Below are 14,101 nucleotides of genomic sequence, written 5' to 3' on the forward strand. Positions count from 1 at the left end.
ACATCGAACCAGCGGCTGAGGCTGGTTCGACGTCGGATTCGTGGTTCGATCACCCGCCCGCACGCCCGCACGCCCGCCCACTCCCCGCACACGAGGACGGCCCGACCCCCACGCGGGGACCGGGCCGTCGGCCGGCGAGCGTCGGACGCTACGCCGACTTCTCCACGCGCTTCGCGCTGGGCCGCGGGACGATCGTCGGCGCCGCGTTCTCGAGCACGGACTCACGGGTGATCACGACGCGCGCGACGTCGTCGTCCGAGGGGACGTCGAACATGACCGGGCCGAGGACCTCCTCGAGGATGGCCCGGAGCCCGCGGGCACCGGTCTGCCGCAGCACGGCGAGGTCGGCGATCGCCTCGAGCGCACCCCGGTCGAACTCGAGCTCGACACCGTCGATCGCGAACATCCGCTGGTACTGCTTCACGAGCGCGTTCTTCGGCTCGGTGAGGATCTGCATGAGCGCTGCCTGGTCGAGCTGCGACACGGTCGTCACGACCGGCAGGCGCCCGATGAACTCGGGGATGAGTCCGAACTTGTGCAGGTCCTCGGGCAGGACGTCGGCGAACAGGTCCTGCTGGTCGAGCGGGCTGTGCAGCGGAGCGCCGAACCCGATCCCGCGCTTGCCGACGCGCGACGACACGATGTCCTCGAGCCCGGCGAACGCACCGGCCACGATGAACAGCACGTTCGTCGTGTCGATCTGGATGAACTCCTGGTGCGGGTGCTTCCGACCGCCCTGCGGTGGGACCGAGGCCGTCGTGCCCTCGAGGATCTTGAGCAGTGCCTGCTGCACGCCCTCGCCCGAGACGTCGCGGGTGATCGACGGGTTCTCCGCCTTGCGCGCGATCTTGTCGACCTCGTCGATGTAGATGATGCCGGTCTCGGCACGCTTGACGTCGTAGTCGGCGGCCTGGATCAGCTTGAGCAGGATGTTCTCGACGTCCTCGCCCACGTAGCCGGCCTCGGTCAGTGCGGTGGCGTCGGCGACGGCGAACGGTACGTTGAGCCGCTTGGCCAGGGTCTGCGCCAGGTAGGTCTTGCCGCACCCGGTCGGCCCGATGAGCAGGATGTTCGACTTCGCGATCTCGACGTCGTCGCGGTCCTCGGCAGCGGTGATCTGCCCCTGCGCGCGGATGCGCTTGTAGTGGTTGTAGACGGCCACGGCCAGGGCACGCTTCGCCGGGTCCTGCCCGATCACGTACTCCTGCAGGAAGTCGAAGATCTCGCGGGGCTTGGGCAGTTCGAAGTCGCCGCTCGTGGTGTCCTCGCCCGCTTCGGCGAGGCGCTCCTCGATGATCTCGTTGCACAGCTCGACGCACTCGTCGCAGATGTACACCCCCGGTCCGGCAATGAGCTGCTGGACCTGCTTCTGGCTCTTGCCGCAGAAGGAGCACTTCAGCAGGTCAGCGCTCTCCCCGATGCGTGCCATGTCGGTGCCCTCCTTGGATGACCGGTCCGGTCGGCCGATGCAGGCTGGTGACCCGCCCGATGTGATCGACTCTAACCGCATCCGGTGACAGCCACCGCGACGCCGCCCGGCCTGTCCCCGCCCGTTCGCCCAGGGCGTGCACACCTGGTACCGTTGCCCCGTTCCTCTACAAGTTGTAGAGAACCGGAAGGACCCCATGACGAAGCGCCTCGCCCTCCTCGGCACCGGAACCCTCGGCGTCACCGCCGCGATCGTCCTCGGCACCGCGGCGGCCGCCAGCGCGCACGTCGAGGCCGACGCGACCTCGACTGCGGCGAACTCGTACACCACGGCGACCTTCTCGGTCCCGCACGGCTGCGACGGCTCCCCCACGACCAAGCTCGTCTTCCAGGTGCCCGAGTCCGTCATCGAGGTCACGCCGACCGTGAACCCGAACTGGACGATCACGAAGGCCACCGAGCCGTACACGGCCCCGTCGAGCAGCGCCGCGAGCGACGAGGAGTCCGAGGCCGGCGCCGAGCGCGTCACGAGCGTCACCTACACCGCGAAGACCCCGCTCCCCGCCGACGAGCGCGACACCTTCTCGCTGTCGTTCTCGCTGCCCGACGGCAAGCCCGGCGACCGCGTCTCCTTCCCGGTCGTGCAGACCTGCGAGCAGGGCTCGACCGACTGGGACCAGGTCCAGGAGAGCGGGAAGGCCGAGCCCGAGCACCCCGCGCCGTCGATCGTCCTGACCGCCGCCACCTCGGCGAGCGGTGACGACGACGACGCCACCACCGCGACCGCGAGCGACACCACGACCACCGCGGCGCAGCCCGACCTCGTCGGTCGGTTCCTCGGCCTCGGCGGCCTGGTGGTCGGAGCGGTCGGCCTGGTCGTCGCCGTCGCCGCCACCCGCCGCCGGGACGCAACGAAGTGACCCGGCACGCACGTCCCACGGGCAGCCGTCGGCCCGACGAGGCCCGCCGCTCGGCCTGGAGGCCCGTGGCTGCGACCGCCGCGACCCTCGCCGTCGCGGGCGGTGCGGTCCTCGGGCTCGCCGCCCCCGCCAGCGCGCACAACTACCTGGTGTCCTCGACCCCGGCGGTCGGTGGGACCCTGACCGAGCTGCCGGACCGCTTCGACATCACCACGAACGACCGGCTGCTGGCGATCGGCGGGTCGGACTCGGGGTTCGCCTTCCGGGTGATCGGCCCCGACGGGCGGTACCACGAGGACGGCTGCGTCTCCGTCGACGGTCCCTCGATGACCACGAAGGCGGCCCTCGGCGAGTCGGGGAAGTACGAGGTCGAGTGGCAGATCGTCTCCGCCGACGGCCACACCGTCTCCGACCGGTACGACTTCACGTGGAAGGCGCCGACGGGCTTCTCCCCCGACCGCGGGACGGCGGCGCCGGCGACCTGCGCGACCGGCGACGGCGGCGGCTCGGGATCCGGCGCGGGGTCAGGCGCGGGGTCCGGCGCACCCGACGCCGCGGCCGGTGACACCGGCGGCGACTCGAGCGCGACCGACGCCCTGTTCATCGGTGCCGGCGGCATCGTGCTCGCCGGCGTCGTCGTGGCGGTCCTGCTGCTGCTCCGACGCCGACCGGCCGAACCGGCGACCGACGACCACGACGAGGGCTGACGCTCCCGTCGGGAACCAGGTTCCGGACACCACACCACGCGGGAGCGCGGTGCCGTGTCCGGAACCTGGTTCCGCGAGCTCCGCGCGGACACGACGAAGGCCCCGCACCGATCGGTGCGGGGCCTTCGCGCGTGCAGCGCTACTTGACGAGCGCCGGCAGGTTCTTGCGGCTCGTGAGGACCTGGTCGATCAGGCCGTACTCCAGAGCTTCCTCGGCGGACATGATCTTGTCGCGCTCGATGTCGTTGTTGACCTGCTCCGGCGTGCGGTTCGAGTGCTTCGACAGCGTCTCCTCGAGCCAGGTGCGCATGCGGAGGATCTCCGCCGCCTGGATCTCGATGTCCGACGCCTGACCACCACCCTGCTGGGTCGCCGGCTGGTGGATGAGCACGCGGGCGTTCGGGAGCGCCAGACGCTTGCCGGGCGTACCGGCGGCGAGGAGCACCGACGCCGCCGAGGCAGCCTGACCGAGGCAGACCGTCTGGATCTGCGGACGGATGTACTGCATCGTGTCGTAGATCGCCGTCATCGCGGTGAACGAGCCACCGGGCGAGTTGATGTACATCACGATGTCGCGGTCCGGGTCCATCGACTCGAGCACGAGCAGCTGGGCCATGACGTCGTCGGCCGACGCGTCGTCGACCTGCACGCCGAGGAACACGATGCGGTCCTCGAAGAGCTTCGCGTACGGGTCCTGACGCTTGAAGCCGTAGGCCGTGCGCTCCTCGAAGCTGGGGAGGATGTAGCGATCGGACGGAGCCGGGACGTTCTGCGCGCCACCGAGCATGGGGAGGTGCATTCTCGTTTCCTTCTCTTCGGTGGTGGTCAGTTGGACTCGGGCTCGGCAGCCGCGGTCGGCGTTTCGCCGTCGCCCACGGTGCCGCCGCCGCCGACGACCTCGTTCGAGGACGCGCGGAGGTGGTCGACGAAGCCGTACTCGAGGGCTTCCTGCGCCGTGAACCAGTTGTCGCGGTCGTTGTCCTTGAGGATCTGCTCGATCGACTTGCCGGTCTGCTCGGCCGTGAGCTCCGCCATGCGCTGCTTCATGTCGAGGATGACCTTGGCCTGCGTCTGGATGTCGGCGGCGGTGCCGCCGAAGCCACCGGACGGCTGGTGCAGGAGCACGCGGGCGTTCGGGGTGATGTAGCGCTTGCCCGGCGTGCCCGACGAGAGCAGGAACTGCCCCATCGAGGCCGCGAGACCGATGCCCACGGTGACGATGTCGTTCGGCACGAACTGCATCGTGTCGTAGATCGCCATGCCCGCGGTGATCGAGCCACCGGGCGAGTTGATGTAGAGGTAGATGTCCTTCTCAGGGTCCTCGGCGGCGAGCATCAGCAGCTTCGCTGCGATCTCGTTCGAGTTCTCGTCGCGGACCTCAGAGCCGAGCCACACGATCCGGTCTCTCAGAAGGCGGTCAAAAACACTGGGGTTCAGTGTCGCTTCGGCCATGGAAAAGCTCCCGTTCAGTTGTCGCTTGATGTCGAACTTATCGGGTGCAACGCGGCAGTTCGCGCCTGTTCGCTGTGGGCGGTGCGTTGGCGCGGGAAGTGCGCAGACGACGAACGGGAGGCACGGTGCCAGCTGGCACCGTGCCTCCCGTCCGTCAGCGCGTCGCGTTACTTCGCGTCGGCCTCCGTGGCCTCGTCGGCGTCGGCCGACTCGTCGTCAGCCGACTCCTGCGCCACACCGGCGGTGAAGGCGGAGAGGTCGACGACATCGCCGTTGGTGTCCTTGACGGTCACCTTCGACAGGACGGTCGCGACGGCCTTGGAACGCGCGACCTCGCCGACCATGCCGGGGATCTGGCCGTTCTGGTCGATGACCTTGATGAACTCGGCCGGCTCCATGCCGTACTGCGCCGCCGCCTGGATGAGGTACTGCGTGAGTTCCTCCTGGGAGACCTGGATCTCCTCCTTCTCGGCGATGGCGTCGAGGAGCAGCTGCGAGCGGAAGGCCTTCTCGCTGGACTCGGAGACCTCCTTGCGGTGCTCGTCGTCCTCGAGGCGGTTCTCCTGCTCGAGGTGACGGTGCACCTCGTCCTCGATGAGCTGCTCCGAGATCGGGATGTCGACGTCCTCGATGAGCTTCTCGACGAGCTTGTCGCGAGCCGCGGCGCCCTGACCGAAGGTCTTGGACTTCGCGATCTGCTCCTTGAGGTCGCCCTTGAGCTCGTCGATCGTGTCGAACTGGCTGGCGATCTGCGCGAACTCGTCGTCGGCCTCGGGGAGCTCGCGCTCCTTGACGGCGGTGACGGTCACGGCGATCTGCGCGGTCTCGCCCTCGCGGTCGCCACCGACCAGCGTGGACTCGAACGTGGTCGACTCGCCCGCGGTGAGCGACTCGAGCGCCTCGTCGATGCCCTCGAGCAGGTCGCCCGAGCCGATCTCGTAGGAGACGCCGGTGGCCGAGTCGACCTCGTCGTCACCGATGGTGGCGGTCAGGTCGATCTGGGCGAAGTCGCCGGTCTTCGCCGGACGGTCGACCGTCACGAGCGTGCCGAAGCGGGTGCGCAGGTTCTGCAGCTCCTCCTCGACCTCGTCGTCGGAGACCTCGACGGCGTCGACCGTGAGCTCGTACTCGTCGTACGCGGGCAGGTCGAACTCGGGACGGACGTCCACCTCGAAGGTGAGGACGAGGTCGCCCGAGAAGTCCTTGACGTTGGGGAGCTCGGCGACGTCGGCCTCGGCACGGCCGAGGATGCGCAGCTCCTGCTCCTCCACCGCCTGGCGGTAGAAGGTGTCGATGGCGTCACCGACGGCGTGGTTCAGGACCTCGCCGCGGCCGACGCGCTGGTCGACGATCGCCGGCGGGACCTTGCCCTTGCGGAAGCCGGGGATGTTGATCTGCTCGGCGATGTGCTTGTAGGCGTGGTCGATGCTCGGCTTGAGATCGTCCGGCGTCACGTTCACGGTGAGCTTGACGCGGGTGTCGCTCACCTTGTCGACGGTGCTGGTGGCCAAGGGATGTACTCCTGTTGGTTGACGTTCGAGTGGACCTGGTCGGGGCGACAGGATTCGAACCTGCGACCTCCCGCTCCCAAAGCGGGCGCTCTACCAAGCTGAGCTACGCCCCGTGACTGGGCCAGGTGGCCGCGCACGCCCGAGGGCACGCACGACCGCAACGAGTCTAGCGGTCCCGCGGTGGCTGCTTCCCGGGAGGCGTGCCGGGTGTGGACGGTTCCTGCTCGGCGCTGCGTCGGAGACCCTGCCGCCACCGCACCCCGACGACGACCTGCACCCCGAGTGCGGCGACCATGAGCGCGACCCCGAGGACGATCCGCCAGACGTGCAGCAGGGCGTGCCAGGGCTGGGCCGGCGGGTCGCCGAAGGCCTCGGGACGGAGCGAGAACACCACGGCGGCGACCGCGAGGAGCACGAACGAGAGCACCCGGGAGCGCTTGATCCGCCGCGTGTCGGAGCCGTCCGGCTGCGGCAGCACGTTCGATGGCATGTCGGGGGCCGTTCGTCCGCTACGATGGTGGCGCTGCGGACTCGTGCCGCAGTGCGGGGATGTAGCTCAATGGTAGAGCCCCAGTCTTCCAAACTGGCCACGCGGGTTCGATTCCCGTCATCCCCTCCGTTCCCGTCGCCCCCTCTGTGCCCGTCGCCCGTCCGTGCCCGACGTTCTCGTCGTGTGCTCCGCCGCCAGCCGGCACTGCGCCGGTGCGCGGGTCCTCGCCGGCGGGAGGACCGTCGAACCGGTCGTGCCGTGACGATCCCGGTTCGCCGGAGCCGGGATCCGTGCACCGGGATCGTCACGAGCACGACGGCCCGTCCGAACCCGCCGACCCGGCCCGACCCGGCCCCGCCCGAGGCCCGCGCGACGACGCACCGCCGCGCACAGGAGCACGAGGTAGCCGCCGTCCTTCGGGAAGCGCGACGTCGTCCAGCATCGGAGGACTCAGGCGGTGGTCTTCGTCAGGCCGTGCTCCGTCTTCTCCCAGTAGTGCGGCCGGGTGATCAGCTGCCACAGCCCCTTGTACGCGGCGACCGAGTGCAGGATCCAGTAGAGCGGGTTGACGAGCGCCCAGCCCATCAGGTCGAACCGCCCGCGTTTGTACGGCCCCATCATCGTCAGGTAGATCATCGTGGCGTTGCCGAGCAGGAAGTCGAGCACGCAGAGCCACAGCACCGGCGCCGGGAACAGCGGCGCGGTCCAGTCCGCCGGCAGCACGAGCGTGGCGATCGTCACGAGGACGCCGGGCAGCATCCCGAGGAACGTCAGCGGCGTCCCCGCGATGAGCAGGGCGAAGGCGGCGGCCCGTCGCGGACCGATCTCCCGGACGAGCGCACGCGGCCGCCGGGCGTGCACGAGCGCCGTCTGCATGTAGCCCTTGATCCAGCGGGAGCGCTGCCGCACGAAGTTCGGGATCGAGGTGTTCGCCTCCTCCATCGTCGTGGAGTTGACGACGGCGACGCGGTACCCGACGGCGGACGCCCGGATGCCGAGGTCGGCGTCCTCGGTCACGTTGTACGGGTCCCACCCGCCGAGCTCGCGGAGCAGGTCGGTGCGGAAGTGGTTCGACGTGCCGCCGAGCGGGATCGGGAGCTGTCGGGCGTCGAGTCCGGCGAGCATGTAGTCGAACCAGTACGAGTACTCGAGCGTGAACATGCGCGTGAGTGCGTTCTCGTCGGCGTTGAAGTAGCTCAGCGCCGCCTGCACGCACACGGTGTCGTCGCCGGCGCGGTCGAAGGTCAGGAACACCTTCTTGAGCTGGTCGGGGTCCGGGCGGTCCTCGGCGTCGTAGATGACGACGTACTCCCCCTGCGCGATCGCCAGTCCGACGTTGCAGGCGCGGGGCTTCGTCTGCGGTGACCCCGGCGGCACGATGACGATGCGCATCCACTCCGGTGGTGCCGCGTCGATGACGGCCTCGCGGGTCTCGTGGTCCTCGGCCTCGACGAGCACCAGGACCTCGAGCCGGTCCTTCGGCCAGTCGAGCACCTCGAGGTTCCGGACGAGGTCGTGCACGATGTTCGCCTCGCGGAAGACCGGCACGAGCACGGTGTAGGTCGGCAGGGCGTCGTCGTCGAGCGCGGCGACGTCGTCCGCGGAGACCTGCTCCACGAGGTCGAAGCGGGCGCCGACCATCGACACCCAGAACTTGAAGAGGATCCCCGCCAGGAACCCCAGCGAGACCACCGCCGTCGCGGTCGCGACGGCGGTGCCCGGCGCGAGGACGAGGCACGCCGCGAACACGAGCAGGGCGATCCCGCCGCCGACCTGCTGCCCGCGCGACAGGACGGTCCGTGCGGACAGCGCGGGGTTCGTGCGGGCGAGGCCGTGGGCCGCGAGGTCGGCGACCTCCTCCTCGAGCTCGTACGCGACCCGTTGTCGCACGTCCGCCTCGGACGCGCTGCGGAGGACGACGGGCTCGCCGAACTCCTCGGTGAGCGCTGCACGGAGGACGTCGGGGTCCGACCGGCCGCTCGTCAGGACGAGGACGCCCTCGCGGATCCGGGCCGACGCGACCCAGCCCTCCTCGACGTGCCGCTGCACGGAGCACCGGTGCCGCGGTCGCCAGTCGGTCTCCTCGCCGCGGTGCCGACCGACGGGCACGACCACGGTCCGTGGGCCGGGCGCGGTCACCGGAGCACCACCGCGGTGACGGCGTGCATCCACTCGACGACGACCTGACGTTCGGAGGCAGCGGCCCACGCGAGCGGCACCTGCAGCACGGCGAGGACGACGACGAGGGTGCTGGTGACCCGGCCCTCGACCGGCGGCAGGATCGCGATCGCCACGCTGAGCATGGTGACGAAGACGTTGCCGGCCGTCGCGACCGGTACGAGCCCGATCGCGTACCCGCCCATCGTCCCGACGAAGAGCGCCGCGACGAGGGCGATCGCGCCGGGGCGCCGGACGAGCAGTGCGAGGGTCGCCCCGGCGACGAGCATCGCCACGAGGAGCAGGCCGTCCGCCGTGGCGAACAGGTGACGCAGGGCACCGAGTCGTTGCTCGGACACGTGGATCGTCCCGCGCAGCGCCGCGAACGGGTCGTGGAGCACCATCAGGTCGAGGACCGCGGTCGAGAGCGCGACCGCGAGGCTCGGGAACACGAGGACGAGCACGTTCGCCCGACGGATGCCCCGCTGGTCGTGGCGCGCCAGGTCGAGCAGCGGCGCGGCGAGCGCCGCGATGCCGACGTAGACGAAGCCCATCGGGTCGATCAGCGTGGACAGCATGAGCGCGAGGCCGGCGCGGAACCCCGCCTGCGTGTCCCCCCACGCGAAGAACCGGACCATGTCGACGACGGCCAGGGCGAAGAGGGCGATGCCGAGGAACGCCTGCAGGTCGTCGAGGGCGAGGAAGGCGTACAGCGGGTTGGCGCCGAGGGCGATCGTGAAGGCGACGACCTCGCGCATCCGCAGGCCGCGTCGCAGCATGTCCTGTGCGAGGAGCTGGAGCAGCACGCCGGCGACGATCCCACCGAGCACCGCGGCACCCTGCACGCCGAACGGCATGAACCGGAGCAGCACCCCGGAGAGCAGCGGCCAGAGCTGCCCGATCGCCTGCACGACACCTCCGTCGAGCGCGGCCGTCGCCCGGTCGAACGTGACCTGGTTCCCGGTGAGTCCGAGGGAGAGCGTCGGCGTGCCGCGCGCCGCGACCAGTGCGAGGACGACGTACGGCAGCGCGAAGGCGGCGCGGAGCACCCACCGGAGGGCGACGGGCGGCAGGGGCCGCAGCGTTGCGGGTGCCGGCACTGCACCGGTCGGTGCCGGGGGTGTGCGAGCGAGCGTGACGGTCATGCGGCTCCTCCGGGTGAAGCACGCAGGGGGTGTCCTGCACCGTCCATTCCACCCCGTGTCCACGGAGCGCGACAGCCCACGAACGGGGTACAGCCCGGTCCCCCTCGTGGCGGACCCGCCGTGCCCGGCGGTGCGTCAGCCCCGGTCGGCCGCGATGAGCTGCAGCTGCGTCAGCACCACGGGGGTGGCGGCCGCGAGCGTGAAGGTCCCGTCGGTGACCGCGCCGCCGTCGAACCGGAAGACGCGGGTCTGCCCGGTCCAGCTGAACGCCGCGTCGTGTTCCTCGACGGCGTGCACGACGGTGCCGTCCGCGTCGCGGAGCACCGTACGCCACGACACGGTGACCGGCTCGGCCACCGTGACGGCGACCAGGGACGTCCTCGTGGCGGTGACCGGCACGGAGACCGACTCCCCCGCGGCGAGCGCCACCCGGGTCAGCCCGGTGTCGTCGGTGAGCGGCGACGCCCCGACGGGCAGGACGTCGTCCGGGGTGTCCTGGAAGCCGTGCAGCTCCGACGCGGAGACCGGACGGGTGTCGGACGCCCACCCGGTGGCGGTCGCCGACAGCTCCACCACGATCGACGATGCCCCGACGACGACCGCGTGCGGGATGCTGATCGACGTCCACGGGTGGCCGTCGACCGTGACGGAGGCGATGAACCGCCCGTCGCCGGCGGTCTCGATGACGGTGGTCGCGCCTCCCGGCCGTCGCAGGACCGTCCGCCGGACCGACGGCGGGACGAGCACGTAGGTCCCGGTGGCCGGCGCCAGCGGGTAGAGCCCGATGCTGGCGAAGACGTACCAGGCGCTCATCTCGCCGTTGTCCTCGTCACCCGGGTACCCCTGCCCGAGGTCGGACCCGACGAAGAGCCGGTCGAGGCACTCGCGGACGATGCGGTGCGCGTCGTCGTGCCGTCCGGTGAACATGGGGAAGAACGGGATGTGGTGCGCCGGCTGGTTCGACATGCCGAGCATCCCCATCCGGACGTCGCGCGCCTCGGTCATCTCGTGGATCGCGAACCCGTACGACCCGGAGCGCTCGGTGCCGCCGGTCTCACGGCGCTCGGTGAAGCGGGTGAAGGCCGCGTCGAACGCGGCCCGCCCGCCGTGCAGGTCGACGATGCCGGCGCCGTCGTGCGGTGCGGTGAACATCGTTCCCCAGGCGTTGGTCTCGGTGTGGTCGCCGCCCCAGACGTCGGGGTCGAAGTCGTCCCCGGCCCGCCAGGCGCCGTCCGGCGTGCGGCCGATGAAGAACCCTCGCTCCCGGTCGAAGACGTTCCGGTACCGGAGCGAGCGGCGGGCGAACCACTCGTGCTCGGCCCGGTACCGTCGCTCGCCGTCCGGGTCGTCGGCGGCCGCGGCTCGGGCCGCCATCGCGTCGGCCAGGACGGCGACGCCCCAGTCGTTGATGGCCGCATCGAGGGTCCAGGACATCCCCTCGCCGGTCGCCGTGTCGACGTACCCGCGCAGGTCGCCCGGGAGGCTCCCCTTCCGTCCGACGCGCCGGTCCGGCGACGGGACGGTCGCGTTCCGCACCGCGGACCGGTACGCCTGCTCGACGTCGAACCCGTCGACGTCCTTCGCCACGAGGTCGGCGAACACGGTGTCGCTCGTGGTGCCGGTCATGACGTCCTCGGCCCCGGGGGCACTCCACCGCGGTGTCCAGCCGCCGTCGGTGAAGTGACCGACGACCCCCTCGGCGAGGTCGGCGGCGGTCTCGGGCGTGAGCAGGGCGAGCAGCGGCCAGGCGGTCCGGTAGGTGTCCCAGAACCCGTTCGTGGTGGTGAGCGGGCCGTCGACGACCTCGGGCCCGGGCTCGTCGCGGATCGGCTCGGACAGGACCTCCCCGTACGGCGACCGGTGCCGTGGTGCCCCGGTCAGCGCGGTCTCCCCCGCACGCGTCGGGTACAGGAAGGCCCGGTACAGCCCGGAGTAGAGCGAGACGAGCTGGTCCTCGGTGGCGCCCTCGACCTGCAGCGTGTCGAGTGCGGCGGTCCAGCGTTCCTCGGCGTGCCGACGCATCCGGTCGACGTCCCCCGCGACCTCGAGGTTCGCGATCGCGTCCTCGGTGGAGACGGTCGAGATCCCGAGCAGGACGTCGGCGTCCCCGCCGACCTCGATCCACCCGCGGAGCTCGCCGTCGACGAACGTCGTCCGGTCGGCGAGCGCGTTCCCGATCCGCACGTGCACGTGGTGCGGTGGTGTCTCGGCGCGGTCGTCGAGCAGGACGTCGACGACCGCCGTGCCGTCCTCGATGCGCACCGTGCACGAGCGGAGCACGCCGTGGTGGTCGAGCACGATGCTGCGGACCCCGGTGAACCGCCACCCCAGGGCGAACTCCCCCGCGGTCATCTCGGCGGTGACGCCGTCGTCGAGGGCGACCCGGTAGCGGTGCGGTCCGTCGAGCTCGTCGACACGGTCGAAGCCGAGCGCGCGGGCGGTCCGGTCGACGTCGGGGTCGGCGAGCGGCGACGGCATCACCTGGAAGACCCCGCGGTCGCCCATCCAGGGTGAGGGCAGGTGGCTCGTCGCGAACGCCTGGATCGCGGGTCGGTCGTCGCTCGGTCGGTTGTGCTCCTGGTAGGCGTACGGCCACCGGCTGTCGGAGGCGTCGGTCATCGGCAGGCCGAGGACGCCGCCGTGCGGGAGCCCGACGAGGGGCGCGGTGTTGCCGCGGGAGAACCGGCCGGACGAGTGCGTGCCGCGCGTGGTGCGGACGTGGTCGAGCGGTCGAGCGCCCTGCGACAGGTGACCGGTCGCGCGCCCCGCGGGTGCGATCCGGACGTCGTCGAGCCAGCCACGGACGGTCCGGCCGGTGTCGTCGTCGGGCGTGGGCCGGTCCGCCCGGCCGAGCCGCGCCTCCAGACGGTCCACCGTCCGGCCGGCGTGCGCCGACAGGTCGACGGTCCGCCGGTTCCACTGGTCGACCCACTGCTTGCGGGCGTCGTCCTGCGCCCGGGGCGTGACGGGGTCGCCGTACTGGTCGCGGGCGCCGCCCGCGCTGAGTCGGGTGCCGTCGGTGAAGACGACGTCGAGTGCGAACGCCGTGGCGGCCCAGAACCGGTCGAGGTCCGCGACCGTCGGCTCGATCCGCCCGTCGGGCAGCGACCGTTCCGGGAACCAGACCCAGGTCAGGACGTCGGTCGGACCGACCTCGTGCCCGTGGTACCCGTCGAGGACCTGCACGGTTCCGGTGCGGTCGGTCTGCTCGACCAGCGTCGCCCGGCGCGAGACGAACCCGACCCCGTTGCGCGCCGCGACGGCGGTCTCGGGGCCGGTCGGGCCGCCACGGCGTTCAGCACTCATCGGTCGGTCGTCCTCACTCGTGGATCGTGGTCTGGCCGTAGAGCACGTTCGTGAACCCGGAGACGTACGAGCTCACGTCGCCGTCGGGCAGGTTGTACGTCATGAAGACGCCGTACCCGTCGGCCTTGGAACGCTGCGCGAGCGACACCGCCGTCGACCGCGGGGTGTTCTGGATGTCGACCGCCGCCGCCGAGAGCCGGTCCTTGCCGAGCCCCGGGATCGAGGGCGCCGAGTACGTGCCGTAGTACGGGTTCCAGGCGTAGTCGAGCTGCGACCCGATCGTGCTGCTCGACGACGACAGGGCGTCGGACGCCGGGCCGATGTCGTAGAACGAGATGAGCTTGCCGGGCATGTCCGCGCGCAGGGCGCTGACGAGCCAGCCGATCGACTGCTGGTTCGGCTGCGGGGTGCCGTCCGTGCCGTAGTCGGAGTACTCGTCGTCGAGGTCGACCCCGTCGAGGCCGTACCGTGCGACGGTCGCGGAGACCTGCGCCGCGAAGTCCTCGGCGGCTGCCTGCGTCGGGAAGTTCGCGATGCCCGTGCCCTGGTGGTTGCCGAGGATCGACAGCGACACCTTGATGCCCTTCGCCTGGAGCGGGCGGATCTGCGTGGCGGCGTCGTCCAGCGTCCGCTGCACGTTCTCGTTGGCGTACAGCACCGCGTCACCGTCCGCGTCGCGGTTGATGTTCGCGGCGAAGATGATCGCCACGTCGAAGGCGTTCGCACCGTTCGCGAGCCGGTAGTGGCCGACGTTCGCGAGCTGGTCGTTGTTGACCTCGACGTAGGCGATGCTCGTCGGGCCGGACTTCGTCGCGGACGCGGTGGACGGTGCGGCGGATGCTGCCGCGGGGATCATCGGGGCTGCGAGCACCGCGGCGAGCGCCGCCAGGATGCCGATCTGCGTCTTCTTCTGCATGACACTCCTCATCGAGTGGTGGGCCGGACGGCTGCTGCCGCCCAGCACCGGACGGCTGCTGCCGTCCGG

Annotated in this window: 11 protein-coding genes and 2 tRNA genes; 3 read left to right on the plus strand and 10 right to left on the minus strand. The window is 71.0% G+C overall.

Translation table 11 applies throughout. The annotated features are described in order from the left end of the window. Positions 1 to 148: 148 nt before the first annotated feature. The gene (clpX, locus tag QUG98_RS00715; RefSeq protein ID WP_289468743.1) at positions 149 to 1,429 is read right to left on the minus strand and encodes an ATP-dependent Clp protease ATP-binding subunit ClpX; all 1,281 of its coding nucleotides are present in this window, start codon (positions 1,427 to 1,429) and stop codon (positions 149 to 151) included. 196 nt (positions 1,430 to 1,625) lie between these two features. Here clpX and QUG98_RS00720 point away from each other — a divergent pair, with 196 nt between their 5' ends. Next, complete coding sequence (locus QUG98_RS00720; protein ID WP_289468744.1) at positions 1,626 to 2,348, plus strand: YcnI family copper-binding membrane protein; 723 nt, start codon at positions 1,626 to 1,628, stop codon at positions 2,346 to 2,348. A 65-nt stretch (positions 2,349 to 2,413) separates the two neighbouring features. After that, positions 2,414 to 3,055 carry a copper resistance CopC family protein gene (locus tag QUG98_RS00725; protein WP_289468745.1) on the plus strand — a complete coding sequence of 214 codons (642 nt, stop codon included), beginning with the start codon at positions 2,414 to 2,416 and terminating at the stop codon, positions 3,053 to 3,055. Positions 3,056 to 3,194: 139 nt separating this feature from the next. Here QUG98_RS00725 and QUG98_RS00730 read toward each other — a convergent pair whose 3' ends face one another. From QUG98_RS00730 to QUG98_RS00750, 5 genes are all read right to left on the minus strand, one after another. Further along, entirely contained in the window at positions 3,195 to 3,854 is a 660-nt protein-coding gene (locus tag QUG98_RS00730) for an ATP-dependent Clp protease proteolytic subunit (RefSeq protein ID WP_058728413.1), read from the minus strand. 26 nt (positions 3,855 to 3,880) lie between these two features. Beyond that, positions 3,881 to 4,507: an ATP-dependent Clp protease proteolytic subunit gene (locus QUG98_RS00735; protein ID WP_058748854.1), complete on the minus strand. Its 627-nt coding sequence runs from the start codon at positions 4,505 to 4,507 to the stop codon at positions 3,881 to 3,883. Between the two features lie 167 nt (positions 4,508 to 4,674). Beyond that, positions 4,675 to 6,018 (minus strand): trigger factor, encoded by a 1,344-nt coding sequence (gene tig, locus QUG98_RS00740; RefSeq protein WP_289468746.1) that lies wholly within the window; start codon positions 6,016 to 6,018, stop codon positions 4,675 to 4,677. A gap of 36 nt (positions 6,019 to 6,054) precedes the next feature. Then, positions 6,055 to 6,131 (minus strand) — tRNA-Pro (locus QUG98_RS00745). 53 nt (positions 6,132 to 6,184) lie between these two features. After that, the gene (locus tag QUG98_RS00750) at positions 6,185 to 6,508 is read right to left on the minus strand and encodes a hypothetical protein (protein WP_289468747.1); all 324 of its coding nucleotides are present in this window, start codon (positions 6,506 to 6,508) and stop codon (positions 6,185 to 6,187) included. Positions 6,509 to 6,563: 55 nt separating this feature from the next. Between QUG98_RS00750 and QUG98_RS00755 the strand changes: the two genes are divergently transcribed. Then, a tRNA-Gly gene (locus QUG98_RS00755) sits at positions 6,564 to 6,634 on the plus strand. A gap of 324 nt (positions 6,635 to 6,958) precedes the next feature. On the opposite strand, the gene QUG98_RS00760 is transcribed toward QUG98_RS00755, so the two are convergent. From QUG98_RS00760 to QUG98_RS00775, 4 genes are all read right to left on the minus strand, one after another. Further along, on the minus strand, positions 6,959 to 8,557 hold the full coding sequence (locus QUG98_RS00760) for a glycosyltransferase (RefSeq protein ID WP_289468748.1): 1,599 nt from the start codon (positions 8,555 to 8,557) through the stop codon (positions 6,959 to 6,961). Between the two features lie 86 nt (positions 8,558 to 8,643). After that, positions 8,644 to 9,810, minus strand: coding sequence for a hypothetical protein (locus QUG98_RS00765; RefSeq protein WP_289468749.1), 1,167 nt, complete (start codon positions 9,808 to 9,810; stop codon positions 8,644 to 8,646). 135 nt (positions 9,811 to 9,945) lie between these two features. Then, a complete protein-coding gene (locus QUG98_RS00770) occupies positions 9,946 to 13,116 on the minus strand; it encodes a GH92 family glycosyl hydrolase (protein WP_289468750.1) in 3,171 nt (1,056 codons plus the stop codon). Between the two features lie 13 nt (positions 13,117 to 13,129). After that, on the minus strand, positions 13,130 to 14,032 hold the full coding sequence (locus QUG98_RS00775) for an endo-beta-N-acetylglucosaminidase H (protein WP_289468751.1): 903 nt from the start codon (positions 14,030 to 14,032) through the stop codon (positions 13,130 to 13,132). Positions 14,033 to 14,101: the final 69 nt, after the last annotated feature.

The organism is Curtobacterium subtropicum (assembly GCF_030362975.1).
GTDB lineage: Bacteria > Actinomycetota > Actinomycetes > Actinomycetales > Microbacteriaceae > Curtobacterium > Curtobacterium subtropicum.

Bases quoted from the DNA above. Each gene is read 5' to 3' on its own strand.
- clpX (WP_289468743.1), bottom strand. From the start codon at position 1,429: ATGGCACGCATCGGGGAGAGCGCTGACCTGCTGAAGTGCTCCTTCTGC.
- QUG98_RS00720 (WP_289468744.1), top strand. From the start codon at position 1,626: ATGACGAAGCGCCTCGCCCTCCTCGGCACCGGAACCCTCGGCGTCACC.
- QUG98_RS00730 (WP_058728413.1), bottom strand. From the start codon at position 3,854: ATGCACCTCCCCATGCTCGGTGGCGCGCAGAACGTCCCGGCTCCGTCC.
- QUG98_RS00735 (WP_058748854.1), bottom strand. From the start codon at position 4,507: ATGGCCGAAGCGACACTGAACCCCAGTGTTTTTGACCGCCTTCTGAGA.
- QUG98_RS00750 (WP_289468747.1), bottom strand. From the start codon at position 6,508: ATGCCATCGAACGTGCTGCCGCAGCCGGACGGCTCCGACACGCGGCGG.
- QUG98_RS00765 (WP_289468749.1), bottom strand. From the start codon at position 9,810: ATGACCGTCACGCTCGCTCGCACACCCCCGGCACCGACCGGTGCAGTG.
- QUG98_RS00770 (WP_289468750.1), bottom strand. From the start codon at position 13,116: ATGAGTGCTGAACGCCGTGGCGGCCCGACCGGCCCCGAGACCGCCGTC.
- QUG98_RS00775 (WP_289468751.1), bottom strand. From the start codon at position 14,032: ATGCAGAAGAAGACGCAGATCGGCATCCTGGCGGCGCTCGCCGCGGTG.